The sequence below is a fragment of the Chloroflexota bacterium genome (assembly GCA_020161265.1).
GTDB lineage: Bacteria > Chloroflexota > Chloroflexia > Chloroflexales > Herpetosiphonaceae > Herpetosiphon.
This window is the reverse complement of the sequence record JAIUOC010000004.1, coordinates 396464-422725: the sequence shown is the minus strand read 5'-3', so window position 1 is coordinate 422725 and position 26262 is coordinate 396464. Positions and strand designations below refer to the sequence as shown.

Genomic DNA, 26262 nt, shown 5'->3' with positions numbered 1-26262 from the left:
CGAATTAATTGAAAACGCTTGTGGCTATTTGCTCAAGTTGTTGCAAAACTCACTTAATCCGTTTGGCCAAGGCTTCAAGGTTGTGCAAACTGATGTGATAATGTTGATCGACGCTCAGATAGCGGCGTTGTTTGAAATAGCCAATCACTTGGTTGACTCGTTCGCGTGATGCTCCGACCAAGCCTGCCAAATCGCTTTGGGTCAGCCGAATTGGAATTTGCACCGTGCCCGTTTCATCGGCGTGGCCGTATTTTTGGGCAAACGCCAAGAGCTGGCGAGCCACCCGCCCATGCACATCGAGCGTCGCTAAAGCCTGAATTTGCTCATTGGCCAGCCGCAAACGACTTGAAAGCATACGCACAAGGTTTAAGGTAATCACCGGAGCGTTTTGCAAGGCTTCCAAAAAAGCTGTGCGATTCATCCAGAGCAAGGTTGATTCTTCTTGAGTAACCACGGTTGCCGAGCGGCCAGCGCTATCGATTAAGCTCATTTCGCCGACGGTATCGCCAGCCCCAAGCATGGCAATAATCACATCGGTGCCATCAGCTTGCTCAACATGAATTTTGACCGTGCCATTCAGAATGATATATACAACCTCGCCTGGTTGCTCCACCGACATCAAATTGGTTCCAGCAGGGAAGGTACGCCGCACCAAGCGCCGACTAATTTGAGCGGCCTGCTCAGGAGCGAGGCCGTCAAATAGCTCAACATCGCGGAGTAACGCCAGTTCTGTATCGCTCAACATTGGGCTATCTCCTAGCATGCGCCAGCCAAAACTCGGAGTAATCGTTGTTATGGTTGGATTCATGGGCGTGTTCCTCCACCTGCTACCGTTGATCAACTTGCAACGTCGCTGCTCAATGGCTCGGTTACAGCAGTGCTGGCATCCGCAACGCTGGCTACTTCGGGTTGCGGTTGGTTCAGCACCAATTCTAAGCCTTCGCGGGCAGCGACTGCCCCAGCAAACATCGATTTGGCATGGTTTTCAATTGTCTCGATCACATCGTCGCCATAGGTTGGCTCATGATGGAACAAGACTAATGTGCCGACTTTGGCCGATTTGGCCACATCACACGCCATCGTGGCGGTTGAGTGGCCCCAGCCTTGGGTTGAACCAAAGCCTGGTGCTTTGCCCAGATAATGCTCCTCGGTATATTGAGCATCGTGGATCAGCACATCAGCACCTTGAGCAAATTGAGCTAGCCGTTGATCACCATTAATATAGCCTTCTGTGTCAGTGGCGTAGACAACGCTCATTCCTTGCCATTCAATTCGGTAAACTAACACGCCATCGGGGTGTGCATATGAGCGCAAGGCTTTGATCACAATCATATTTTCATCGATATCGCTCAGATTATCGTGAAAACGATTGCGCAGCATCGCGCCGCCCACCGCCTCTGAAAGCAATAATACATCAGTTTCGCGGATGCTCGAAACGATTTTTTGGGCAGGCAATTCGGCCATCGACACTGGAAAAACCGGCGGCAACATCGTTTTTGCTAAGGTTTCTTCTAAATCACGTTCAAAAATACCAGGCCCAAAGATGTGCATATTGGTGTCACCACGATAGGCAGGGGTGAAAAATGGAAAACCCTGGGTATGATCATGGTGCATATGGCTGAACAAAATTGTCACATCGATGGGCTTACCACTGGCTTTGGCGCGGGCGTTGAGGCTTTTGCCAAGGTTAATAATGCCAGTTCCTGCATCGAGGATGATCGTATGGCCATTGGCCTCGACCTCGACGCATAACGTGTTGCCGCCGTACTTCAAATATTCTGGGCCGGATACTGGGTGGCTGCCACGCACACCCCAAAAACGCACTGTCATGGTTGTCATTGGTTGTCTCCTTCTGGGTTGACGTGGGTTTGATGTATCGTGGTTCTATTATGCCCAATTCGTAAACAAGCGGCTGTTAGCTAGCTCACACTTGCCCAACGAACTATAGCACAGGTTAATTGTGGATTAAAGCAACCACAGAGGGGATTAATCGAGAGGGTGCAGGAGCCACCTACGGCCTATAGGTGGCTTGCTAAATAGCTAGTTAGCCAACAAGCGATCAACCGCAGCGGTTAATTCAGCCAAGTTGGTGACGAGATGCACCCGATCGCAGAGCGGCGCGTAGAGCTGCATATCACTATCGCCAGTGCCCCATTGCCAGCGATCTTCGGGAGTAAACCAGATTAAGCGCTTGGCATGGCGACGAATTGTTTGCAATGATTCGAGCCGTGGATTGTTGAAATTATTGCGACCATCGCCCACAATAATCACCGTAGTACGCCAATCGACCGTACTAAGGTGGCTATGCAGAAAGGTATCGAGGCTACGGCCAAGGTCGGTGTTGTAGTAGCCAGGCGGGATACTTTCGAGCACATCATTGACGCTAATATCGGCGCGGCTATCATTCAATTGCTCAGTAATGTCGTGCAAATTGGCGATAAAGGCAAATGAATGGGTCTTGCTGACTTGATCTTGTAATTCATAAATCATGCGCAGCATAAATTCTGCTACTGGCCGCATCGAGGTCGAAATATCGCAGATGATTACCAACTTGGGTTTTTGTTGCTTTTTACGATATTCCAATTTCATCGGCACGCCGTCGTAGCGCATATTGTTGCGCATAGTGCGTTTGATATCAACCTGACCTGCTTTATCGCGTTTTTGGCGCAACGCTGCTCGTGAACGCAACAAAGCGGCTAAACGACGCACTTCTTGGCGCATGCGTTGTACTTCAGCATCAGAGAGCGAGCCAAATGGTCGATGCTGGAGATCATCGCCAGTTTGCGGATTGTAGTCGTCGCTCATGCGCTCGGCTAAGCCCGAACCAACGAATTGGCTAATTTGGTCGCGCATGGCTTGGGCGTTGCCCTGCATTTGCTGCATAATTTCGGCCAAGGCATCGGCATCCATCCCGCCTTCTTCCAATTGTTTGAGCAAAGCTTCCAGCGCCTGTTTAAATTCATTCAGGCCCATTTGTTGTTCCATGCGCCGTTCGACCCAGCGGCGTTGGTTGAGCGATTGAATGTGATTGATGCCCGAACTTCGTGCTAGTGCCGCCAATTCCTCAGGCGTAAGATTTTGGCCATCCATCAGCCGTTGCATCAATTCGCGAATCCGTTCGCGTAATTGGGCAATTTCTTGGCGCAATTGCTGTAATTCGTCAGGATCTAGTCCGCTCAAGCCATTGGCACCGCTGATCATCGGGGCATCGCCATGGCCAAAAAAGAGCGGAAATAGCTCCTCGAACTGTGCTTGCTGGCTCGCATCTTTGACCAAGGTTGCCAACAGTGCATCGTGAAAAAGCTGGCGATCGCTGATGCCAAGCTGTTCTAAGGCATTAAAACTATCAAGGCTTTCGGCGAGCGACACACGAACTCCGGCTGCTCGCAGCGCCTTGACAAAGGCCACAATTCGTTCATGCATCGTAAAAAAACCCCTTTTGAAGGGATGAAGGATGAGGGATGAGGGATGAAATAGCTTTGAACCGGGTTCCAGATGAGCATTGTTGTAATTCTAAAGATAAGGTTTCATCCTTCATAATTCATCCCTCATCCTTTCCTTCGTCCTTCGTCGTTGCGGTTGCGGCCTGTTTGGATGGCGCGTTGGGTGCGTTGCAGGTCACTTTCATGCTTCAATAGCACGGTCATGGTTTGATCAAGGACATCCTGATCGAGTTGTTTGGCATTGAGCAGCACCAAAGCGCGTGCCCAATCCAGCGTTTCGGAGATTGAAGGCGACTTTTTGAGATCAAGATTGCGCAAGCGTTGCACAAACTCGACCGCTTGGCGAGCCAATTTGGCTCCCAAGGCTGGCACTTTCATCTCGACGATTCGCAATTCTTCTTCGAGCGAAGGATAGCCAATAAATAAATACATACAGCGGCGCTTGAGGGCTTCGGAAAGCTCACGAGTATTGTTGCTGGTCAAAATCACAATTGGCCGATGAGCAGCCTTGAGCGTACCAAGCTCCGGCACAGTAATTTGAAAATCCGACAGCACTTCGAGCAAAAAGGCCTCAAACTCAGCATCAGCTCGATCAATTTCGTCGATCAAGAGCAGCGTAGGTTTAGGATTGAGAATCGCCTTGAGCAAGGGTCGTTGCAATAAAAAGCGCTGCGAAAAGAACACTTCTTCTTCGGCGGCAAGCCGATCGGCAGCGGAACGCAACGAATCGGCATCAGAAAGCAAATTATTGAGTTTATCGCGTAGCAGTTGGGTATATAACATTTGCTTGGCATATTCCCACTCGTAGAGCGCTTTGGTCTCGTCAAGCCCTTCATAGCACTGCAAACGAATCAACTCGCGGCCAGTTGCCGCAGCCCATGCCTTGGCAAGCTCAGTTTTACCAACTCCGGCTGGCCCTTCGGCTAGTAACGGCTTTTCCAAGCGATCAGCCAAATACAACACCGTGGCAATTTGATCGGTTGGAATATAACTTTGGGCGATCAGCCCATCCTTAACAGGCTTCGTCGGTTGCTCTTCCATAGGTTTTATGCTCCTGTAGGCTTGGCGGAAACTGGGTTTAGCTGAGGTAGGGATAGGGGTAACAATCACACAAAGTTAAGTGTAGCACTTTTTTGATCAAATGCATGGCTCATTAAAAGCAGTGGGTGCTAACTTGCAGCTAGCACCCACCACCGCCAATATTAGTAATAGCTAGCGGTTGACATTTACGTTGGGCAGATACATTTCATAATCAATATCGAAACGCCCGCCATAGGTTTCAACCCCCACATTACCAGCCTCATCTTCCGCTTGAATCAACAGTTGCAAGGGTAGAAAGGTATTGGCTGGAAGGCTACCTTCAATTTGCCAGCGTTCAGTTGTGCCAATTTGGAAGGTATTCATGCTGACAGTTTGCCAAGCACCAGTGTTGGTTTTGACAACCATCTCAGCATCAAGCTCATCGCCTGGGCCATCGTTATCGCGCTCGATCACAATTGCCCGAATTTTGCCATCGCTGGTGCGCTGGGTATCACGAACGATTGGGTCAAAATTATCATCTAGCAAATCATCATCAGCGCCATCGCTCAAATATTTCAGCCGTAGCGTAATGGTGCTGAACTGGCGTAACTCACCGCCCGATGTGTTGCCTTTAAATTGAGTTGGAGTCAACAAAAGCTGCGAAAAACGTCGATCTTGGTTGAGCGGGCCATCATCGTCGAGGTTATCGCTTTCGAACACGCTATAGCTAAATGGTTGGTCGGGATACCAACGATCAGTAAAATCAAAGGTTGGTTCGTGGCTCAAATAAATCTCGTCAGTAATCAAACGCGTAATAACTGGATTAAAGGTTGCAGCAGTGGTTGTGGTTCCACCAAGGAACTGAACCCCTTGAATCCGTTGTTCGCCAAAACTATCGGTCAAGGAAAGTGGAATGCTAAAGTTGGGCAATGATGGCAAGCCCGCCGCATTAACCAACGAGCTATTAAACATCTGACCAGTCAATAAGCCTTCAGTATCGTTGACTACGGTTGCCTGCGCCCTGAGAATTTTGCCACGGGCATTATCTTGGGCAGTTGTGTAGTTAATATTGAAGGTAATGTCGCGATCAATCGCCCGATCAGTGACGGTTGCCCGATGCGCTACCTGTGGCGGACAGGTCAAACAGGCAAAATCTTGGCGATCACCTGGTGGGAAGGCAACCGGATTCGGGACTGAAACTCGAATCATCGGCAGGCCATATAAGGTTGATTGCAACAACACTTTTTCGTCGTAGACGCTAAATGTACCTGGTGTACCTTCGCGTAAGTAACTGCGTTTGGCGCGAACCAAAGCATAGCCAACAGGCATACCCCCATAAAACCCTGATTGATTTTTCCACTCACGGCCAATTTCGAGCGTAAATTGGGTCATAAGTTTTTCCGAATAGCCGACTAAATCACTATCACCATAGCCAAATCCAGTATTGCCAATCCACGTGCCATGTTGCTTCATGTAGGCTTGCGGAAAGTCGATCGCAACTGGATTACCAAGACCGCCAGCATCGTTATCATAGACACTATAACCGGAGTGGCAGCCAACACTATAGCCTAGGCGATTACGCTGATAGGCATCTTCTGGCGCAACTATACTAAGCGGATGCAAATAGAGCGACGAGGCCTCAACTACATCACTTGAAATTTCAAAATTGGCTGGAATCGCCTGATAGTGGGTAAAGTGGGCATTGATCGATTGAGCGGGATAGGGTGAGTTGGCGATCCCGTTATTAACATCGGGCCACCAGATTGAAAGTAAATCGTCTGCATCCCACGTATCGCTGATCAAACCAACCGGACGCGCACCGACTAAATTTGTCAACGTTCCCGAGACAACCTTGGCTTGATCGAGCAAGAAATCATAGCCCGTCACCAAATTTGCTTGTTGCGGTTGAGGATCTAGATTAATCATACTGCCACTTGGGAAATCGGTATGCAGATTCATGCTCTTGAGATAAAAATGAATTGAATCAGCACCTTCGACTAAGCGGCCCACACTCAGTTCAGGCACCCACAATTGGCGACCACGATAAGGAATCGGCTTGATTGCCCCATAAATATTATCAGTCAAGATTGTTTTATATTTCAGGCTGCTGGCGGTAAAGCTATTGGTGTTAATTCCCGAACTTGCCAAATAATCGCCTTCGTTGGCAATGACGGTTTCGTCGGGCACACGATAAAATGGCACGACGTAATCGCCGCCAACAATTGTGACATAGCGTAAGCTCGCACAGCGTCGCGCATATTGAGTGATTAGATGATGCACGCCCTCAGCAATCCGATTGGCATAGAACGGATTGGTGCGATTGGCATTCCACTGCGTCGATTGATTGCTAAATGCATTACTTGGTTGAATCCATGAAATATTAGCTAAATCAAGCACCAAGCCGCTTGTATCGCCTGGTTTCGACGCTAAACCAAGTAATTCAGTATAAACACTGGTATTGTAAGGGGAAAAACTCTGATGAATATTTAGATAATCGCTATTGGTAATATAGAGCGAGCGTTTGCAATCCGGTGGCTCACTTTGGTTAATCATAAAGGGAATTGGCAAAGGTTTAGTCAAATTTTGATCAAATGCTGCTTCAATTGCCAAGTTGTAATCACCCGATTGATCTTCATCAAGCGGATAGACCAGTACATAATAAAAACCAGGTGTCCATAAAAAACTATTGATGCTGGCATCGGAATAGCCATTTGAGCCAATCGCGTTCAGGTTGCCAATCGCGTTCAGGTTGCCAATCGCGTTCAGGTTGCCAATCGCGTTCAGGTTGCCAATCGCGTTCAGGTTGCCAATCGCGTTCAGGTTGCCTAGCGACACATGGCCAGTTTGGGTGATAGGTTGGCCCAAATCATAAAATAAAGCAACTTGATAATCGCCAAAGGTATCGGTGAGGCTAATTGACAAGGTGGTTGCAGGTCGCACCGTAATTTTGTACCAATCTAAGTCCTCGCCATCATCAAGCTCGCCCGTTACATCACAAATCGTAATGCTCGGCCATAAACAACTACTGGTCAGATCATGGGCATTTTGCCAGGCATCGTTTGATTCGATTTCGGGCACTGGCACAAGGCTGCGAAGCACTTGAGCCGAACTATTGGGAGTTCGCTGATAAGCCGTCAAACTTAGCAGCAAAACCCATATTCCCAGTAAGCGGACTTTACTGAAACGACGCATAAACCCTCCATCGCGAAAATCTGTTGCTATGCCTTGGTTAACTGGTCTAGTTGATTCTGATAATCAGCCATGCGCTGCGGATCATTGGTCTGGGTCAGAGCGATCAGTTGCTCCAAACAGCGTTCAACATCAGCTTGGTTATCGCATTCTTGCAACAACTGGAGTGCTTGTTCCGCAGCATGTAGAGCTGGATCATAATGGTCTAAGGCCAGCAGAATCTTACTTTGAGTCAGTTGGGCTAGGCCTTCATCGGCTTTGGCTGAATGTTGGCGAGCCTGTTCCAAGGCAAAATCACAATAATCTAAGGCTTTGGCATAGTTGTGGCGGCTATAAAAAAGTTCAGCATAAATCCGATACAGCTCGGGTAAAAATGAATCGACATGGATTTCATCAAAAATAGCGCGGCTGCGATCAAGCATGGATTCAGCGGTGGCGCTTTGGCCTTGAGCAAACAGCGTGTTGCCCATATTCATCTGGGTGACGGCGGCTCCAAGCTTGGAGTTAAGTTTGTTCCAAAGCTGTAAACTTTGGTTGAAGGTCTCTAAAGCTTGGTCAAATTGCTGAGTCTTGCGATATAACTCACCAAGGTTGAGGCTAACAAGGGCTTGACCATAACTATCATTGATGGTCTTTTTGATGTTCAAAGCAGCCTGATATAGGGCGATTGATTCCTCCCATTGTTCAAGATCGCTAAAGTTGATCGCGGCGTTGTTATAGGCATCGGCCAAACGCGAAATGTCGTTGACTGCCTGATACAGTTCGATCGATTTGGCTAAATAGCCGACGGCCTGCTCACGCGAGCCAAGCACGCGATGGGTTCCGCCAATCAGCAAATAGGCACGGGCTTGTTCTGGTTGGGCATTTAATTGTTCGGCAATTGCTAAGGCTTGCTCGGCCCAGGTAATCGTTTCATGATAACGACCTTGGCGCTGATGCAGCCCCGAGCCAAGCAACAAGGCTCGTACTCGCTCCGCCGATTGACTTTCGCCCAACAAATCAAGCGCTTGTTGCAGATGCTCGAAGGCTGGTTCGTATTCGCCGCGCCGCTCGTAAATTGTGGTGATATGGCGCAAAATCCGTGCTTCGCGGCTACTACTATACACGCTGCTTTGGCGTAATTGGCTTTGGGCTTGAGCGAGAATTGGTAGGGCTTCAGCATAATCGCCAGCTTGCATCGTGACATAGCCCAAACGCTCAGTTAGTTCTTGCTCCAACGAGCGATCAAAGGCACTCAGATTTGGCAATAACTCAAGGGCATCACGATAATGGGCACATGCCTCGGCGTTGTAATAACGTTTTTGCGAGGCGATCCCAGCTTCGCGATAATAGCGTACTGCTTCATGCCAAGCCTCAGCCCGCGCATAATGGCGAGCCAAAATCGGCAGAACATCAACTAGGTTTTGCCGATAAACTTCTTGAATCCGCGCAGCCACCCGTCGATGTAATTCGCGCCGGCGGGCATACAGAATGCCTTCGTAGGCCACATCGCGAGTTAATGTATGTTTGAATAAATAGGCCAGTTCGGCGGCAATATGGTCGGGCAACACCACATCAGCATTGGTCAAGCGATCCATTTGATTAACTAAATCGTCGTCGTTGGTAATGCCACGCAAAATATTCAGTTCAAAGCGTCGCCCAACTACCGAGGCCACTTGCACTGTTTCGCGAATCCGATTATCCAATCGATCCAAGCGTGCGGTAATGACACCCTCAATCGTGGTTGGCAAGCTATCGAGTTCGCCGCGTAAATCCCAGCCCGCCGCAGTTTCAACAATCACACCTTGTTGAATCAAGCTGCGCATCATCTCTTCAATGAAAAATGGATTGCCTTGTGGATTGAAAAAGCGTTCATCGCTGCGTCGCCAGCGTTCGAGCAAGGCCGTTGGCAATGGTGCATGGCCAATAATTGCGCTGGCGAGGGCTTCGCTTTCGGGCATGCTCAATTCGCTTAACTCAAGATGCACAGTTTGCTCAGGCCAGGTCATGGCACTTAAGCCCTTGGTGCGCGAACCAATCAGCAAGGCTATCGCGGCCTGATGTGCATGCTTGGCCAAACGTTCAAGCAATTGGCGCGATGAGGCATCGATCCAATGAGCATCATCCCATAAAATCACCAGTGGCGTGGTGTTGGCGCTGGCGAGCATCAAGGCCACCACTAATTCAATCGTTTGATCATGGCGTTGTTCGGGGGCGAGGGCTTGGGTTAGTTCGTTTTCGGCCAAGCTCACATGCAAAATATCGCTGAGCAAGGGCAAAAAGCGCTCTAACTCGGGCACAAGCCGATTGACTCGTTGGCTGATGACTTGCACCAAGCGTTCGCCATTCAGGCTGCTGCTCAAGCGCAATACCTGGCGCAAAACTTCGCTGGCCGAAGCAAATGGAGTCGTTTGCTCATACAACTGGCATTCAATCGTGATCGGCATAAATTCGGGCACGTTCAAGCTTGGGTCGAACGAAGCCAACGACAAACGGCTGAGCAATTCTTCGAGCAAACGTGATTTGCCAATGCCTGCCTCACCGAAGATATTGATAATTTGGCCTTGGCCTTGCAGCGCTTGAATGCTGATTGTGGCTAATTGTTCCAGTTCTTGCACCCGCCCAACCAAATCGGCTCGCATAGTTTCGCGTCGCACATTGTAAGCTCGATCGACCCGAGCTGGCTCGATTGGTTGGCTTTTGCCTTTGAGTGGCAAGGCTGGCAGGGTTTCGTAGGCAAAGGCATGGCTGGTAAGCCGTTTGATCGTGGGGCTGGCCAACACTTCGCCATAGCGACAAACGCTCATCAAGCGCACAGCAGTATTGACTGGATCGCCCATCACGGTATATTCGCGGCGGGTTTCGCTGCCAACAATTCCCGCAAACACATGGCCTTGATTGATCCCAATTTGTTGGTCAAGCAAGGGTAAGCGTGGGTCGTGCTGTTGAATCAAGGCATTAATTTCGTTCATGGCCGATTGCATATCAAGGCCAGTGCGCACTGCCAACTCAGTATCGTTTTCGTTGGCAATCGGTGCGCCAAAGATCGCCAGCAATTTATCGCCATCGGCAGCCATATCGAGCTTATTGACCACCCCGCCATAGTGATTGACGATTTGCTGCATGCGTTGGTAGTAGTGGTTGAGCAATTGGGTTGCGCTGGCATCATTGCACAATTCGACAATCGTGCTGAAGGGAGCAATATGGGCAAAAACAATTGTGACCAGCCGAATTTCACCGGTTCTGCTGGCGGCATTGCTGAGCAGTTGTTCTTCGCTCATGCGTTGGGGCAGCAAACGCTGAATGCCTGCATAGATGCTGGCAAGGGCTTGAACATCAGCTAAAGTGATGGTTTGCGGGATACTTGGTGCTTGACTGGTTGCTTGATAAGGCGGATGTTCAAGCGCAGTGGTTAAGGCCGTAAATGGATTCATGGGATCGGTCGGCAAGCCTAGCAAACGCATGGTTTCTTTGGAACAAACCACCTCGCCAGGTCGCGCCAACTCTTGAGCACGCGCCACCAAGTTGACGGCAATCCCAGTCAGCATCAACTCGGCATGCTGCTGATCGCCCAGCAACGCAGCAAACGCCTCGCCGCTATGCACGCCAATCCGCAGCGTGAGATTAAATTGGCCAGCCCGAATCTGGATTTTGCCTAAAGTTGCCATTGATGCTTGCATGGCTTGAGCGGCGTGGGCGGCATACAAGGCATGCTGCTCGCCAAGTTTGGTTTGATCAAAAAAGGCGGTGACTGCATCGCCGCCAAATTTGATTAATGCACCGCCGTGAGCCTCGATATCAGCTACCAACTGATTAAATAAGCGGTTGATAATGCTGGTTACTTGCTCAGCTCCCTCTTTGCCCAAGCGGGTTAGGCTTTCGGAAAGCGCAGTAAAGCCCGAAAGATCGGCAAACAGCAACGAACCCAACCAACGTTCGCCATAGGGAATGGGCAACTCGCCGTGTTTTAAGCGCTGCACAATTGGGTCGGGCACATAGCGCTGCAATTGCTGAATCCGTTGATCAAGCTGACGATACACATCATCGAGCTGCGTTTGGGTGGGCATTACCTCGGCCTGTTGAACTTGACGCAACAATGAGGCAAATTCTGACGATGGGGGCTGAATCGACATGGTATAAACCTTAGCAAAGTATCAAGCATCAATCACTGTCAAATGCATTATAGAGGGTTCTGGCAACAAAACAACGGGACTCTAGCAGGTATTTCTTATCACCATGGTATATTAACCGCAGCATTGCTGGTTTAGCTGAATGGATTGGTTGTGACTGAAATTCCCCAAATTGCTGTGGTTATTCCGGCCTTGAATGGCGAGATTACGGCCTTGCGGGCCTCGATTGCCCGCCAAACCTGGCAACCCTGCCAAATTGAGGTTGCGGTCGGTGTGCGCCCCAATGGCAAAGCCCGTAATACTGCCACCGTGCGCACAACTGCGCCCTACCTCGTTTTTATTGATGATGATGCGATTTTAGCCAACGACGATGCGATTGAACAACTCGTCAAGCCCTTGCTCACCGACCCAACGATTGGCGTAACGGGAGCATCGAAACTCTTGCCGCCCGATGCTTCGGCTTTTCAGCGTTGGGTCGCCCGCGAAGTTCCGCGAATTGAACATGCCGTCGTGCAAACGCCACTCGAAAGTAATCCTGATCCGCCTTCGTTTTATTGCGAATTAACCACGACCTGTTGCGCGATGCGGCGCGAAGTGTACGATGAAGTTGCTGGGTTTAACAACGAATTGATTCGCGGGGTTGATACTGAGTTTTTTACGCGGATTCGGCGGGCGGGCTATCGCTTTATTTTAGTCCCTAATACCTGGACATGGCATCCGGCTCCGGCCAATTTGTGGGCACTGTTGCGCAAACACTGGTTGTATGGAGTTGGCCATGCCCAAGAGGTGCGGCGCGACCCAGCACGAGGGCGGGGGCGTGTGCTCAAAACGCCATTGCATGCCTTGGCCTATTGGCTGCTGCGCACGCTAATTTTGCCGATTAATATTTTCCTGCCTTACTCGTTTGCTGCGCCATCGTGGCGACCCAGCTTCAAGCCTTTAAAAGCATTAACTAGTTATGTTGGAGCCTTGGGTTACATTTGGGGTTGGTATCAGGCATGAAACAAGCCACAATTGCGCTCGATTTACGCGTGCTCGACGACCATTTTCCGGGAATTGGGCGCTTTTGCTATGAATTAAGCTTGGCTTTATTGCAAACGCCAATCGCTGAACAATTGCATCTCATCTTGCCACAGCAACCGCGTACCCAATTTAATCTCAGGCCGTTTTTGCAACACCCTAAAGTCTCGCGGGTTTCCCATGGCTTATTTAGCATCGGTCAACATCGCGAATGGCGCAGCTTGCTACGTGAGATTCAGGCTGATCTAGCGATTTTCCCCTATTATATTCGCCCATTATTCCAGCCCTGCCCTAGCCTGACATTAATTTACGACACAATTTCGTGGCGCGTGCCAGCGACATTTAGCCGCCTCAAACGTTGGCAAATAGCGGCCTTGCATCATGTGGCGATTCAGCAATCGGCGGCGATTGGCACAATTTCGCATTCAGCAGCTAGCGATATTGCCCAGTTTTATGGGGTGAAGCCACAGCGTTTGGCCTATTTGGGAGTTGGCATTTCAGCCCAATTTCAGCTCCAGCCTGCCACTGCAATTACAGCACTACGGGCAAAATATGGCTTACCAGAGCGCTATATTGTGTATGTTGCCTCGGATAAACCACATAAGCAAATCGACTTTTTGCTTGATGTTTGGCAGGCTGCTCAAACTGCTGAGGTTGGTTTGGTGCTGGGCGGGCGGTGGCGCAACCCTGCCAGCGAACAATTACTAGAGCATCCCAAACTTCAAGGGCGAGTTTGGCGCATTGCCGATGTACCCGAAGCTGAACTTGCTGCGTTGTATAGTGGAGCGTTGGCGCTGGCATTTCCTTCGTTGTATGAAGGCTTTGGCTTGCCAGCGCTCGAAGCGATTGCCTGTGGCACACCAGTTTTGGCCCAAAATAGCTCATCGTTGCCTGAGGCGGTTGGGGCAGCTGGCTGCTTGTTGCCAAACGATCAAGCTGCGTGGGTTGCAGCTCTAGAACGCATGTGCCATGACTCGGCATGGCAACAAAGCTTAGCCGCTCAAACCAGCGCTCAGGCTGCCAAATTTAGCTGGCAGCAGGTTGCTCAACGGTTAGTAGCGACTTTAGATACTCTCTAATTCAGAAATTCCAGTATTGTCGGTGCTGCGCCGAATGATCCGCCAGCCACCATGGCGTTGCAAATAGCGTAGGGTCATCCAAATAAAAGCGCGATGGGCCACGACCACGGCGCGAGTACTAGGCGACCATTGCTCAAGCATGGTATTCCAAGCTTTGATCACGCGGCGTTGCGCGACCCACCAAGTTTCGCCCCACAGTGGTCGATGCGGAATTAATTGTGAGAGATAACCGCGAATATACATTGTGCGCAAGGCACGATGACGCTCGCGGCGCAGCAAAAATGGCACAATCGCACTAATTTCATGCAATTCGTTGATCGTTTGGATTGGTAGCCCAACCCGTGCCGCGATAATTTGGGCCGTATCGAAGGCCCGGATATAAGGGCTGCTATACAAATGAGTAGGTTTGAATGCGGCTATTTCCTCGGCAACGGTCGCCGCCTGTTCACGGCCCAAGGCAGTTAATGGCGAATGCTGGGCATGCTCCAATAACTGCCGAAAATCTTCTAGTCCAATTAAACGTTTTAAATCAGCGGCATTTTCTTCCGATTGACCATGCCGTATCAAATAGACCCGCATGAATCCCCCACAGGCTAACACTTATTCGCCAATAGCTAATGGCGTATATTGTTTATACCTGAATGGGTCGGGAAATGCTAGTGCATGCATGTTTGGATCGATCATGCGCACCGTGCTACTATTTGATGGATAGCCATCAAAATTGAAAATATTCAAGCCACCAGCTAATTCAGCCATCCCAACTGAGGTCATGGTTTTGTCGTCGCCTTGGCCGCCAACCATGCGAAAGATCGTCAAATCGCTGGTACGGGTGCTGCCGATGATCGGATCTGTATTGCTGCGTAAACGGGTGCGCACTTGTGGCTCGCCATTTTGCTGGCCCACCGTCACGTTACCAACGACAATCACCCGATGAGCACCAGTAACGATTAACAAACAATTAGCCCATGAGCTAAATTCGCTATTGCTGAAAAAGCTGCTCAAATCGTTCATACTGGTGCAGGTGCGAAATGGGCTAATGCTAGGGAAGATCAATACCACCAAGCTTGAGCGTGAAAGGTAGGCTGCATCACTACCATTGCCATGGCCTAAGAAATTAATGGTATGGTTGCCCGCAGTTAAGTTGAAGCTCGCGGCAATTGAGGTTGAGATATCGTTGCCATCAACTTGCTCAGAATTTGGCTCAACACTATCAACATCAACATAACGATCAGTGCGAACATCGCCAATCGTGGCCTCATCAACGCCTAAACGGAATTGCAATGCTACCTCATTGCCTGGAATGGGTAGGGCTGAGCCATCAGCACTAACAAATACCGTGCTATTACTGGCTAGATTGAAGCTACATGAACGGATTGTGCTGATGCTTGGGGTTGCTCGCCAGACCCCTAAGCCCGTATCGGTGGCGCAAACCTGAATATTGGCCGAGTTGGTTGGGAAGGCTAAGACGGTTAACTGGGCATTGTTTAATGTCAAAGGGCCATAACCAACAAAGCCCCCAACTAAACTTACTGTGTGCACGCCGGCGCTGGCCGTAAAGACTGTGGTACTGGCAAAAATGCTCGTTTCGCCAGTATTGAGTTGGCCTAAAGCGTACACGTTGCCCCAACGGGTGCTGCTTTCGCGCAAAACTTGATCAAACGTTAGGCTAATGCGGCCTTCGTAGGTATTGGTTACCGCATTGGTTTGCATGCTGAAACTACCCGTCGCCATGACAAAAACCATGGCCGATTCAGGCACATAAATTTCGCAATTGAGTGCAGCAGTATCTTCGCGTACAGCACTTTGCCAATTCTCTGCGCTGGCAGAACACGGAACGAGCCATTCAGTGCCACCTTGAGGAGCAGTGCTACGCAAAGGTTGGCGATTACTCAACGTTGGTTCGGGCCTAATTTTTGGCGATAGCGGTTGTTGGGCTTGGCTTGGCTGCACCACAATTAACAGCAACCCCAGCAAACTAAGCAAGCCTAATGTACGAAACGTTCGCAAATGATGCACATGTTCCTCCCTTCCAAAAAAGATGACACTGGCATCAAGTTGTAGATTGACCGATCAGCGCAAGGATGGTAAAGCGCACAATTTTACCAGCACAGCATGCCAACAAAAATTTGTACCATGGCATCCGTGCGATCCCTGCGGCTATGCCTGCAAGATCCATCAGTGGATTCGGTAGGGCTGCTAAGCCAAAAATTGCGAGTGCTCCCCAACGTTCAACATAGCCCTGAATCCGTGTAAAGCGTTGTTGATCAAAGGCGCTACGACCTGCCCGCCCAGCAATATAGCCAGTTAGCTCACCGATACCAGCCCCTAACCCACTGATAACTCCTACAAACCAGGGATTGAGGGTGCGGCCAGCAGCGAGGGCGGTCATAAACGCTGGCGCGGGCACAACCACAGTTGCATTACCCAACAGCACCAGCACAAACACTCCAACATAGCCATATTGACCAAAATGGCGAAAATCGACCAGCAACAACCCAAGGCTGATTACGATCATAAGCACAATGGTAAGGATCGCCCGCAAGCGGTTGGGCTTTGGCATCGCTGGTGTTGTCATCGACTGGCTCTTTCAATTCTAGCATTCATTGCAACTGTTGCGCATAGTACTATCCATTGATCAGTTGCTAGTTCTTAGGGGCCAAAAATAGTTGCGAATGTACTGGTTTGGCCCAACCTTAAAGCATAGCTATCGCAGGATCAAGACCATTAGGTTGATTTTAAGTCAAAACGAGAGCATAGAGCAAAGAACAAAGAACATAGGGGTTGGGGATCGGTTGTTGGGGATCGGGGAGCAAATTTAACCCAGAGGTGCAAAACCTGAAAAGGGTTGAGGCTAGGGATTAGAGGCCAGGGGAACGTGGCACTGTTTTTTGAACATAGAACTTCGTGTCCCTTCGTGTCCTTCGTGGATCAAAACAAGCTTCGAATTCTTCTATTTCCAAATACCCGACCACGCATTTTATGTTCTATGCTCTCTGTTCTATGCTCTTTATTTTTTGGGTACTTGCACCGTCCACAATTGGCCGCCGAATGGCTCGTTGAGCAGCTCAATCGTTAGGGTATTGGCACTAAAATTGACTGAGCGTGGAATCGTTACAGTGCCACTGCTGATTTTGCCGTTGCGCACGCGAATGGTTTGGCGTTCTTCGCGTAGGCGATAGATGATTCCGCTGGTGTCGCTCACCGCAATATTATTATTCGTCAAACCTAATTGAACAATGCCAGCTGTTGTGTTTTGGACGCTCCAATGCAGCACAATTTGGTCGGCACAAAATTGCACCCGATCAAGCGTTACTGCTACATAGGCCGTCTCGCTGGCCCGACTATCGATCGTATACCATTGATAGGAAATTGGGTCGCGTGCCTTGCGAATGGTTTGCCCAAACGTCGTAATACAGCCACTTGGGGTTGGCGAGGCTGCTGGAACTGGAATTGTGCCATAAACCTCAGGCGTTGGTGCATTCGAAATGATCGTGATATTGCGACCCTGAACTAACACTAATATCAACAAAATTGAGACAACCGCCCAACCTAAAACATTGAAACGGGTGCGTAACGAGCTATCGCGTAGGCGTTCGGGCCAAGTTTTTGGCAATGCTGGCTCGATCACCGGTTCGGGCAAGGCAATCGGCTCAGGTGGTGGAGCAGCTGGCGGCGGATCAGAGGGTGTATCATCCCAGGCAGGCATCACACCCGCCACTAATTGATTTACTTCTTCCCAGATCGAGCAATTCAGCAAGCGCGGAATTTTGAGCATTTCCTCATCGGTGAAATGAATTTCATCGGTGCGCTCAGTCACCAAGTGGGTTGGTAATTCATCCAAGCCTTTAACATTGACCCGCCAATCGAGATTTATTTCCGAGCCACGCTCTAAAATAGGTGAGATGACGATCAAACGCTTGCATGCCCGAAAATCGGTTTGACTAGCCTTTTGCTCCGACATAATTTCGTGCTGATGGTCGTGCAAGAAATTGCGGAAGGCATAGTAATAGGCAATCACTTGGTTGTAGGGGTTTTTGCGGCCTTGATTGAGCCATTTGACCGAACCAGCGCTACTGACCACCTTCCAGCGCCCATTGACCGAACCATAAACCTTGCCATCGCAGTGCTTCATTTCAAGAATAAAGACTGCATCGTTCTTCAACACCACAAGGTCAATGGTATGGCCACCGACGCTAAAATTTGCCAGCATGACATAAAGGCCTTCCAAGCGGTCGAGACCGTTGGCTAAGGCAATAATTGCTTTACGCTCATTAGGGTGTTCGGGCTTTTCGCCAATCCAAACTTGAACGGCCACGGGTACGCTCCCTAGCCAAAAAAAAGCCAATTCTGTGCTTATATTATCATTGTTTCGTTGCTCCGTGCATTGACGAATTGTTAAAAATAGTTGAAAAAGCAAAAGTATGCAATAATGGATTGGATTTTTGATTCACGCTGATGTGGAAAAAGCAGAATGTTAATAACAATCGATATTGGCAATACCAATAGCAAAATCGCTGCATGGGATGGCGATCAGATGGTGGCGCATTGGCGTTTATCAACCCAACGCCAAAAATTAACCGATGAGTATGCTGTGTTGGTGCGTAGTTTGTTTGAATTGCGTGGCATTGCGATCAATCAAATCGAGGGCTGTGCGATTTCGTGTGTTGTGCCGCCCTTAACCAGTGTGTTTAGCGAATTGAGCCGCACCTATTTGAATGTTGAGCCAGTCGTGATTGGCCCAGGCATCAAAACTGGTATGCGATTATTGATCGACACACCGCGCGAACTGGGAGCTGATCGGGTTGCCAACTCGGTTGCCGCCTTTCGGCGCTATGGCGGGCCTGTTATCGCGATTGCCTTTGGCACGGCGACGGCCTTTGATGTGATTTCAGCTGAGGGCGATTATATTGGTGGCGCGATTGCCCCAGGCATTGGGATTTCGGCTGATGCACTGTTTCGGGCTGCTGCCAAACTTTATCATGTGGAATTAGCCCGACCGCCGCGCGTAATTGGCAAAAACACCTCGCACTATATGCAATCGGGGATTGTTTTGGGCTATGCGGGCTTGGTCGAAGGCTTGGTCACGCGTATGTGGCAGGAGTTGGGCATGCGTGGAACAGTTGTCGCAACTGGTGGTCAGGCTGAAGTTATTGCCGATATTATTGCTGGCGAAACCCATGTCATTGATCATGTTGACCCATGGCTGACCCACGAAGGCCTCAAAATGATTCATGCCATGAATCGTCAATAATCGAGCGTCCCTAACCCCAACCCCTCTCCCACTGCGGCGGGAGAGGGGAGTTCCAAGTTTCATGATGCGGTGGTTCCCCTCGCCCAGTGGGCGGCAAAGGGTGTGAGGATATCGCTTAGCTATGGCGTTCGGCGTAGGCGATGCCTGCTTGCAGCGTAGCCTCAACCACCAAACTATTGAAATTCATACCTGTGGTGACTAAGGCTTGGGCAACTTCGGGCCGAATGCCAACCAGCATTGGTTCGCTGCCCAAGAGTCGCACACTATCAATTAGTTCTGAGAAGGCTTCGCTGACCATATTGTCGATTACTGGCACACCCGTCACATCGATAATAATCCAGCGTGGGCGGTCAGTCGAGATGCGGCCAAGCACATTGGTTTGCAGGGTTTTGAGGCGTTGTGGGCCAAGTTCGCCGATTAATGGCACCACCAACATGCGCTTGCCAACAGGCAAAATCGGCACACTCATCGAGCGAATAATTGCCCGTTGATTTTGGATGGTGTCGAGTTGGGCGGCGGCATCGCTGCGGGCAATTTCGGCCTCATGGCGAGCTTGATCAACCCGCTCAACCTGATCGCGCAAGGCTTGCTGCTCGTTGTTAATGCTATCGAGCAGATGATTGAAGGCGACAAACACATCGCCAATTTCATCCAGGCGTTTAACTTCGGCCCGTTGGGCATAATCGCCGGCAGCCACAGTTTGGGCAGTTTTTTGCAAAGTGCGAATTGGCTTAAAGATCATATGATGAAATAAGATCGTCATGCCAATCAGGGCAATTACCCCAATCACGCCCAGCACATTCATATAGCGCAATGGATTATTCGAGATATTAGCGCGGCGCTGAACGCCTTCTTCGGTGACTAAATCGCGGTAGGTTTTGAAGCGCGTGTCGAACGATAAATTCAAATCGCGCACTTGATCAAAGCGGCGTTCGATTACGCGGGGGTCGTCGGTGGCAGAGCGATCGATAAAGGTTTGGGTATCTTCAATAATTGATTGCACCGAGCGGCGCAGCGTCACATAAGCTGCTTGAACAGGCTGATTTGTATCATCAGTTAAGCCATCCATCACGCCAATTAAACGCTCAGTTTCGCGTACCCAACCAGTTCGCGAAAGCAGATATTGATCATCTTTGGTTTGCAAAAATGCAAGAGTATTTTGGGTGATGCCTTGGGCACTAGTTTGCAGCCGCAACAATGAATCAAGTTGCGGAATCGTTTGATCGATCAGCGCCTCGACATCAGTGCGATACTTGCCCAGTGACCAGCGAGCAATGATATTGGCACTGCCCACCACCATCACCAGAATGATCAGGCCTAAGCCAAAACGTTGACGAATCGATGAACGCATAATGCCTCAATGTAAATAGTGTTGATATGATCCATGCGATTATGCTGTTGTTGATTCGTTGTTGAGCGTTGCAAGAATGGCCTACAAGACCATTTGGGCAGCTCGCCCGGCAACTAAAAAGCAAAACAGCGCAACGGCGACTGTCCAACCGACTCCACCCAAAACTGCGCCGACGCGAGCACCAGCGCTAGGTCGGGCTTCCACCAAACGCGGGATAATTTCTTTGGTCAGGGTGCGATAGCCAGTGGCTAACAAAATGGCTCCTAGCACAAGGTGCGCCAAGCCAAACCCCAGAATGCCCAAACTGCCAATCAGCTGCATGGTCGTCTCCTTTGTCGATCAAGGATGCTGCTCTTCTATTTTACGGGAGAACTGCCTGCCCTGCAACTAATTCAGCAACAAAAATACGATGAAACCAGCTACGAGGGTTGGTATGACTTGACGTGTATACCAAGCCACGATGATCGCAATCCCCCCAGCGGCCATTTTAGGGCTAAGCAGATCAATCTGGGCATTGTTCAACGCTAATTCGCTGGCAATAATCGCCGCCAAAACCGCTGCAGGCACAAAGCGTAGACCCCGCTTGATGATCTCTGGTACATTGGCGTTGCCAAACAAGGCAATGAAGGAGTAGCGAATTCCGAACGTAAGTAAACCGATAATCACAATTGTGAGCCACTGACTCATGCCCGTTTTCCTTCCAGCCCTAAACCGACCCCAATGCCCACAATCGCTGCCACAATCAAGCCCAATTTATAGGGCAAGCCTGCTGCTAGCACCGCCACACTCGCCCCAGTCACCGCTGCGCCAATCACCGCTCTATCGCGTAAAGTCGGGACTAAAATACCAATGAAGGTCAGGGCTAAGGCGATTTCCAAGACTGGCATTGTGCCAATTTGGCTACCAACCAAGAGGCCAATTGCTGTGCTGAGCTGCCATGAGAACCAAAGCATAAAGCCTGCCCCAAAGAAGTACCAATGGCCATACTCTGAGTCATTGCGGTCTTGATAGCCGGTAATTGCCACAGCATAGGCCTCGTCGGTCAGCAAATAGGCCAAAAGGATGCGCCAAGCGCGTTTAAGTTGTTGCAAGTAGGGCGCAACCGAGGCACTATACAAGGCGTGGCGCAAATTCACCACCGCTGCGGTCAGAATAATCGCTAGGTTGGGTACGCCTGTGCCAAACAATTGAGCCACGATCATCTGCGAGGAGCCAGCAAAAATAATTGTGGACATGGCTTGGATGAGCCATGGCGATAAGCCAAGTTTTAATGCAGTTACGCCGTAAATCACCCCAAATGGCACAACCCCTAAAACGATCGGAATTTCGGCTTTAATTCCGGCGAACCATGCTTGATATTTTGGATGCATACAGCTTCCTTGGCTAAAAAAACAGCAGGCTGTTGAATCAGCCTGCTGAAACATCGACCGAAATTAGAGGCTTTGCAGAAAGGCCTGCACGCCTTGGCTGGCTAGCTCGGGTTGCTCGATAAAATAGCAATGGCCGCTGCCAGGAATTAATTGAAATTCAGCATTGGGAATGATCTGCGCCAGCAAGCGCCCGTTGCCAATTGGCACCAAAACATCGGCATCGCCATGCTGCACCAGCGTGGGATGCTGGAGTTTAGGCAGACGCTCGATTGTGCTGTGGTTCATAATTGCGCTCCATTGGCCCATAAAGCCATGAGCTGGCCCATGATTTTGCATGCCCACCTCAATATATTCCTCGATCACGTCGGGATGAGCTTCGACAAAGGCGGGAGCAAAATTAAAGCGCACACTATCTTGCATAACTTCGTGGGCAGTTTTTTGCGTGCCACTCAGCATCAGTTCTAAAACCCAGGCTTCGGGCGCGAGGTTGCTGGCTTCAGCATGAAACTCGGCGGGCAAGGCGGGAATATTGGCAGGATCGCTGGCGTAATGCGGTAGCGTACAGCCCAAAACCAAGCCTTGTACGCGCTCAGGGTAATTCAAGGCCACATGCTGGGCGATCATTCCACCCATCGAAACGCCCCAAACGTGCGCTCGCTCAATCCCCAGATGATCCAATAAGCCAATCGCATCGGCAGCAAAATGCTCCATGCTATAGGCGGTGAAATCGGTGGGAGCAGTGGTTTGGCCAACCCCACGATTATCGTAATAGATCACCTGAAAATGCTTGGTTAAGAACGGCAGTTCCTTGCGCCACCCATCGATCGTGCCGCCCAATCCCATAATCAAGAGCAAGGGTGCGCCTTGCCCAGCGACTTCATAATTAAGCGTGATGCCATTGATTGCTGCCTGGGGCATGCCAAAGTACCTCCAAAAATCTACTAAGCGACTGAACGTTCCATAATGATCCGCAGCCATGCCAATAACCCAAACTCAGCGGCAGTCATAAAGCTAGCAAAAATTGCTGGCCGCGCCAGTTGGCTCAAACGCACAACTGTATTTTCGCTGCGGGTGATCATGGCGATGATCATAATGTTGACGATAAACATAACACTTAAAATGCCAACCGTGCTGAAAATTGCCAACGGATAGGCGATAAAGGGTGAAGCTAGTTGGGTCAGTACAAACAGACAAATTGCCACCGCCACTAAAATCGCATAATCGCGCCAACTGCCAATAATTCGTTGATCGTGGCGGGCATTGGCTCGCACACTGATGTTGAAGGCAAATAGCAACATCGACCCCATGCTAATGCCCATGGCCAAGCCTGAGAGGATGCGCAAAATTGGCTGCGGTGTGTAGAGATTGTAGTTGCCAATATCAAGCAACAACGAATTAAAGCCGTCGCTGCCCATCCAAGCGACACTCAGCACCAGCACAATCCCAATTGCCAAAGGTGGTAGTTTGGCGGCGCGGCCACGGCCCAACAAACTGAGCGTGATGATTGTAGCCAAGAAACCGCTGTACAAGCCAGTATTACGCTGACAGAGTGGCATCATCGTGCCGCCAAGGCTCAGGGTATGCTCCTTCGAGCAAACTCCATGCACCACCCAACTAAGTTTCTCGGTGAAATTGCCAGGAATTAAAAATAGCCCAGCAATCGTTAATGTGATTAACACCCCGATCAAGCCCCACAAGGCTGGGCGTTCATCGCGTTCGGGCAAGGGCTTGGGTTTACGCGCCTCTTGGATAAGCACTTCGCGCTCGGCTTTACGGGCTTCAACTTGTTGCTTGGCCTTTTCAAGCACTAAACGATTGAGATCACGTTCATTCATGATCGGGCTACTCCTACTACTTAGGGTTGTTTTATGGCTTAGGGTTGCCCAAAATCGCTGATCAGCTTAAGCGTTTGCGAGCGGCTGATTGCTCCAACATGGATTTTCTGGACCAACCCATTGGGATCAATAAAGTAGGTTGTGGGCAAATAGTTAACATTAAAAGCTTGGCTAATGCTGCCATCGCGATCCAGTGGCAATACATAGCTTACCCCAATTTCGCTGGCAAAACGCTGCACAACTTCAGCATTTTCATCTTTGTTCACACCAATAAAGACCACATCTTGGCGTTCGCGGGCGATTGCCTCGAAATCGGGCATTTCGGTGCGGCACGGTACACAGGTGGTTTGCCAAAAATTGAGCACCACAACTTTGCCACGAAAATCGCTCAGCGCGACCTTTTTACCTGCCTGCTCATAGCTTAGCTCAGGAATTTGCTCGCCAATTTGAACTGTGCCTTCGGCCAAACTCAAGTTTTGGGCTAAGCTGACATTGGCGGCTGGCAGGCTTTGTGCTGTGGGACTAGCTTGACTGGCACATGCGGCCAGTAACAAAAGCATACATCCAAACGAGGCTAAACGGCCTATCATTATTAAACTCCTTGATCTGGATTCGGTATAGAGTTGAGTGCATTGCGGATGGTAGTCTCATTGAACGGATAGTACCAAGATTGGGCTGCAATTTGCAGCACAGGTATCTTATACTTATAACGCTCATACACTGCTATATCATCAAGAATATTGATACACACAAGCTGAGCTTGAAACTCCTGCGCTAGCGCTTCAAGCCAATGCTCGGCTTCGTCGCATAAGTGACACCCGGGACGCATATAAAGCTGCCAGTTCATGATGACCCTCCTAGCATGCTATTGTACCGCGTCCACGATCAACGAGTGTATTTTTTGGAAGGAGCTAGCTCATGCCGCCGATTGACGTTCGTGGTCGTAGTTTGATGTACGATGATGGTGGTGATGGCGAGGTGGTGTTGTGTATTCATGGTTTTCCATTCAATCGTTCGATGTGGGATGAGGCTCGCTTGGCCTTGGCTAGCCGCTATCGGGTGCTTAGCCCCGATTTACGTGGCTTTGGCGAATCAAGTGGCAGTGAGAGTTGGACGCTCGATGATCAGGCCAACGATTTAATTGAATTATTGGATGGTCTAGGCATTGATCGGGCTGCGGTGCTTGGTTTATCGATGGGTGGCTATATTGCGCTGAATTTGGCGCGACGCTATCCTGAGCGTTTGTGGGCAATGGTGTTAATTGATACCAAAGCCACATCTGACAATTACGATGCTAAGCAAAATCGTTTGAAAACCGCTGAGACCGCTCTCCGCGAAGGGGCGGCCCCGATTGCCGCCCAAATGTTGCCCAAATTGCTCAGCCCCGCCAATGCTGAGGATCAGCGTTTGATCGAGAGGCTCAACGGCATGATGCTCACGACCAATCCTAAAACGATTGCCAGCGCAGCCCATGCCATGGCCAGTCGCCCTGATTCAACGCCCTATCTTTCGACGATGGCGCTGCCAAGCCTTGTGATCGTTGGCAACGACGACCAAATTACCACGCCTAACGATGCCCATGCCATGGTCGCAGCTTTGCCGCACGCCAGTTTGGTGACGATTCCTGATGCTGGGCATATGAGCGTTTTGGAGCAACCAGAAATTGCTTATGGTGCAATTCGGGTCTTTTTGGAGCAGGCTCAACATGGTTGATTGGCGCAAGCGTTAGGGCTATAATGGGCAAGTTTGATTCTAGCTATCTAAGGAGTAGCACTCATGGATGTGCGCAAACTATCGCGACGACAATTTTTAGGTGTGTCGGGAGTTGCGACGTTAGGTTTATTGGCTGGCTGCGGTGCTGAAGAAACCATCAAGCCTGCGGCAACCGCTGAGCCAACTGAATTTAACGCCGATAGTGCTTTACAACTGCTCAAAGATGGCAATGCCCGTTTTGTGGCCAATCTTACGGTTGACCCCAACCAAGATCCCAATCGGCGTACAACGACGGCCAAAGGCCAAAAACCTTTTGCCACAATTGTTGGCTGTGTCGATTCGCGGGTTGGGCCAGAAGTGGTATTTGATCGCGGGATTGGCGATTTGTTTGTGGTGCGCACAGCTGGCCAAGTGATTGATGACGTGGCAATTGGTAGCATCGAATTTGGGACTGCTGAGTTGGGCATTCCCTTGGTGATGGTTTTGGGTCATCAAAAATGTGGTGCCGTAACCGCTACGATCGAATCGGTTGAAAGCAATACTCCTGCGCCCGATCAAATTGCCTCAATCGTTGAACATATTCGGCCTGCGGTTGAAGCCGTCAAAGCTTCTGGTCAAGAGCCAAGCGATTTAGTTGATGCAGTGGTGCGTGAAAATACCAAATTAACCGTGGCTGCCTTGAAAGCAGCGCCATTGTTGGCCCAACTTGAGTCTGAAGGCAAGGTCCAAATTATCGGCGGCTACTACCATTTAGATAGTGGCACTGTCGAATTTTTCTAGGCTTGGGTCATTAGATACGTATCTTGGGTAGCGGAACCATAACAGTGTTGGAGCCAAGGCTTGATATGCTGGTAGCAATGATGCTTTGCATACAAGGAAAGG

23 protein-coding genes are annotated in these 26262 nt (G+C 49.9%); 5 read left to right on the top strand and 18 right to left on the bottom strand.

Features of this window, described 5'->3' with window-relative positions; genetic code table 11:
- Positions 1–49: 49 nt before the first annotated feature.
- The 6 genes from LCH85_11780 to LCH85_11755 all read right to left on the bottom strand — a co-directional run bounded on the left by LCH85_11780 (position 50) and on the right by LCH85_11755 (position 11764).
- Positions 50–808, bottom strand: a complete 759-nt coding sequence (locus LCH85_11780; protein ID MCA0352665.1) for a Crp/Fnr family transcriptional regulator — start codon at positions 806–808, stop codon at positions 50–52.
- A 29-nt stretch (positions 809–837) separates the two neighbouring features.
- The gene (locus tag LCH85_11775) at positions 838–1839 is read right to left on the bottom strand and encodes an MBL fold metallo-hydrolase (protein MCA0352664.1); all 1002 of its coding nucleotides are present in this window, start codon (positions 1837–1839) and stop codon (positions 838–840) included.
- Positions 1840–2040: 201 nt separating this feature from the next.
- Complete coding sequence (locus LCH85_11770) at positions 2041–3423, bottom strand: VWA domain-containing protein (protein MCA0352663.1); 1383 nt, start codon at positions 3421–3423, stop codon at positions 2041–2043.
- Between the two features lie 125 nt (positions 3424–3548).
- Positions 3549–4484 (bottom strand): MoxR family ATPase, encoded by a 936-nt coding sequence (locus tag LCH85_11765; GenBank protein ID MCA0352662.1) that lies wholly within the window; start codon positions 4482–4484, stop codon positions 3549–3551.
- A gap of 171 nt (positions 4485–4655) precedes the next feature.
- Positions 4656–7655: a hypothetical protein gene (locus LCH85_11760; protein ID MCA0352661.1), complete on the bottom strand. Its 3000-nt coding sequence runs from the start codon at positions 7653–7655 to the stop codon at positions 4656–4658.
- Between the two features lie 26 nt (positions 7656–7681).
- On the bottom strand, positions 7682–11764 hold the full coding sequence (locus LCH85_11755) for a tetratricopeptide repeat protein (protein ID MCA0352660.1): 4083 nt from the start codon (positions 11762–11764) through the stop codon (positions 7682–7684).
- A 150-nt stretch (positions 11765–11914) separates the two neighbouring features.
- Between LCH85_11755 and LCH85_11750 the strand changes: the two genes are divergently transcribed.
- The gene (locus tag LCH85_11750; GenBank protein MCA0352659.1) at positions 11915–12763 is read left to right on the top strand and encodes a glycosyltransferase; all 849 of its coding nucleotides are present in this window, start codon (positions 11915–11917) and stop codon (positions 12761–12763) included.
- Positions 12760–13860, top strand: a complete 1101-nt coding sequence (locus tag LCH85_11745) for a glycosyltransferase family 4 protein (GenBank protein ID MCA0352658.1) — start codon at positions 12760–12762, stop codon at positions 13858–13860. Before LCH85_11750 ends, LCH85_11745 begins: the two co-directional genes overlap by 4 nt.
- On the opposite strand, the gene LCH85_11740 is transcribed toward LCH85_11745, so the two are convergent.
- The 4 genes from LCH85_11740 to LCH85_11725 all read right to left on the bottom strand — a co-directional run bounded on the left by LCH85_11740 (position 13846) and on the right by LCH85_11725 (position 18175).
- Entirely contained in the window at positions 13846–14439 is a 594-nt protein-coding gene (locus LCH85_11740; protein MCA0352657.1) for a histidine phosphatase family protein, read from the bottom strand. The two genes, LCH85_11745 and LCH85_11740, sit on opposite strands and share 15 nt — an antisense overlap.
- Before the next feature lie 21 nt (positions 14440–14460).
- Positions 14461–15876: a hypothetical protein gene (locus LCH85_11735; GenBank protein MCA0352656.1), complete on the bottom strand. Its 1416-nt coding sequence runs from the start codon at positions 15874–15876 to the stop codon at positions 14461–14463.
- 34 nt (positions 15877–15910) lie between these two features.
- On the bottom strand, positions 15911–16435 hold the full coding sequence (locus tag LCH85_11730; GenBank protein ID MCA0352655.1) for a VTT domain-containing protein: 525 nt from the start codon (positions 16433–16435) through the stop codon (positions 15911–15913).
- A 432-nt stretch (positions 16436–16867) separates the two neighbouring features.
- On the bottom strand, positions 16868–18175 hold the full coding sequence (locus LCH85_11725; GenBank protein MCA0352654.1) for an NERD domain-containing protein: 1308 nt from the start codon (positions 18173–18175) through the stop codon (positions 16868–16870).
- Positions 18176–18331: 156 nt separating this feature from the next.
- On the opposite strand from LCH85_11725, the gene LCH85_11720 reads away from it, so the two are divergent.
- Complete coding sequence (locus LCH85_11720; GenBank protein ID MCA0352653.1) at positions 18332–19111, top strand: type III pantothenate kinase; 780 nt, start codon at positions 18332–18334, stop codon at positions 19109–19111.
- Between the two features lie 115 nt (positions 19112–19226).
- On the opposite strand, the gene LCH85_11715 is transcribed toward LCH85_11720, so the two are convergent.
- The 8 genes from LCH85_11715 to LCH85_11680 form a co-directional block, all read right to left on the bottom strand.
- On the bottom strand, positions 19227–20462 hold the full coding sequence (locus LCH85_11715; GenBank protein ID MCA0352652.1) for a HAMP domain-containing protein: 1236 nt from the start codon (positions 20460–20462) through the stop codon (positions 19227–19229).
- An 81-nt stretch (positions 20463–20543) separates the two neighbouring features.
- The gene (locus LCH85_11710; protein ID MCA0352651.1) at positions 20544–20783 is read right to left on the bottom strand and encodes a hypothetical protein; all 240 of its coding nucleotides are present in this window, start codon (positions 20781–20783) and stop codon (positions 20544–20546) included.
- 66 nt (positions 20784–20849) lie between these two features.
- A complete protein-coding gene (locus LCH85_11705; GenBank protein MCA0352650.1) occupies positions 20850–21149 on the bottom strand; it encodes an AzlD domain-containing protein in 300 nt (99 codons plus the stop codon).
- On the bottom strand, positions 21146–21832 hold the full coding sequence (locus tag LCH85_11700; GenBank protein MCA0352649.1) for an AzlC family ABC transporter permease: 687 nt from the start codon (positions 21830–21832) through the stop codon (positions 21146–21148). The genes LCH85_11705 and LCH85_11700 overlap by 4 nt, the downstream gene beginning before the upstream one ends.
- Positions 21833–21895: 63 nt before the next feature.
- Entirely contained in the window at positions 21896–22750 is an 855-nt protein-coding gene (locus LCH85_11695; GenBank protein MCA0352648.1) for an alpha/beta hydrolase, read from the bottom strand.
- A 23-nt stretch (positions 22751–22773) separates the two neighbouring features.
- A complete protein-coding gene (locus LCH85_11690) occupies positions 22774–23667 on the bottom strand; it encodes a DUF2085 domain-containing protein (protein ID MCA0352647.1) in 894 nt (297 codons plus the stop codon).
- Positions 23668–23705: 38 nt separating this feature from the next.
- On the bottom strand, positions 23706–24257 hold the full coding sequence (locus tag LCH85_11685; GenBank protein MCA0352646.1) for a TlpA family protein disulfide reductase: 552 nt from the start codon (positions 24255–24257) through the stop codon (positions 23706–23708).
- 2 nt (positions 24258–24259) lie between these two features.
- The gene (locus tag LCH85_11680) at positions 24260–24514 is read right to left on the bottom strand and encodes a thioredoxin family protein (GenBank protein ID MCA0352645.1); all 255 of its coding nucleotides are present in this window, start codon (positions 24512–24514) and stop codon (positions 24260–24262) included.
- A gap of 71 nt (positions 24515–24585) precedes the next feature.
- Here LCH85_11680 and LCH85_11675 point away from each other — a divergent pair, with 71 nt between their 5' ends.
- Together LCH85_11675 and LCH85_11670 are read left to right on the top strand one after the other, a co-directional pair.
- Positions 24586–25380 carry an alpha/beta hydrolase gene (locus LCH85_11675; GenBank protein MCA0352644.1) on the top strand — a complete coding sequence of 265 codons (795 nt, stop codon included), beginning with the start codon at positions 24586–24588 and terminating at the stop codon, positions 25378–25380.
- Between the two features lie 63 nt (positions 25381–25443).
- The gene (locus LCH85_11670) at positions 25444–26160 is read left to right on the top strand and encodes a carbonic anhydrase (GenBank protein MCA0352643.1); all 717 of its coding nucleotides are present in this window, start codon (positions 25444–25446) and stop codon (positions 26158–26160) included.
- Positions 26161–26262 lie beyond the last annotated feature (102 nt).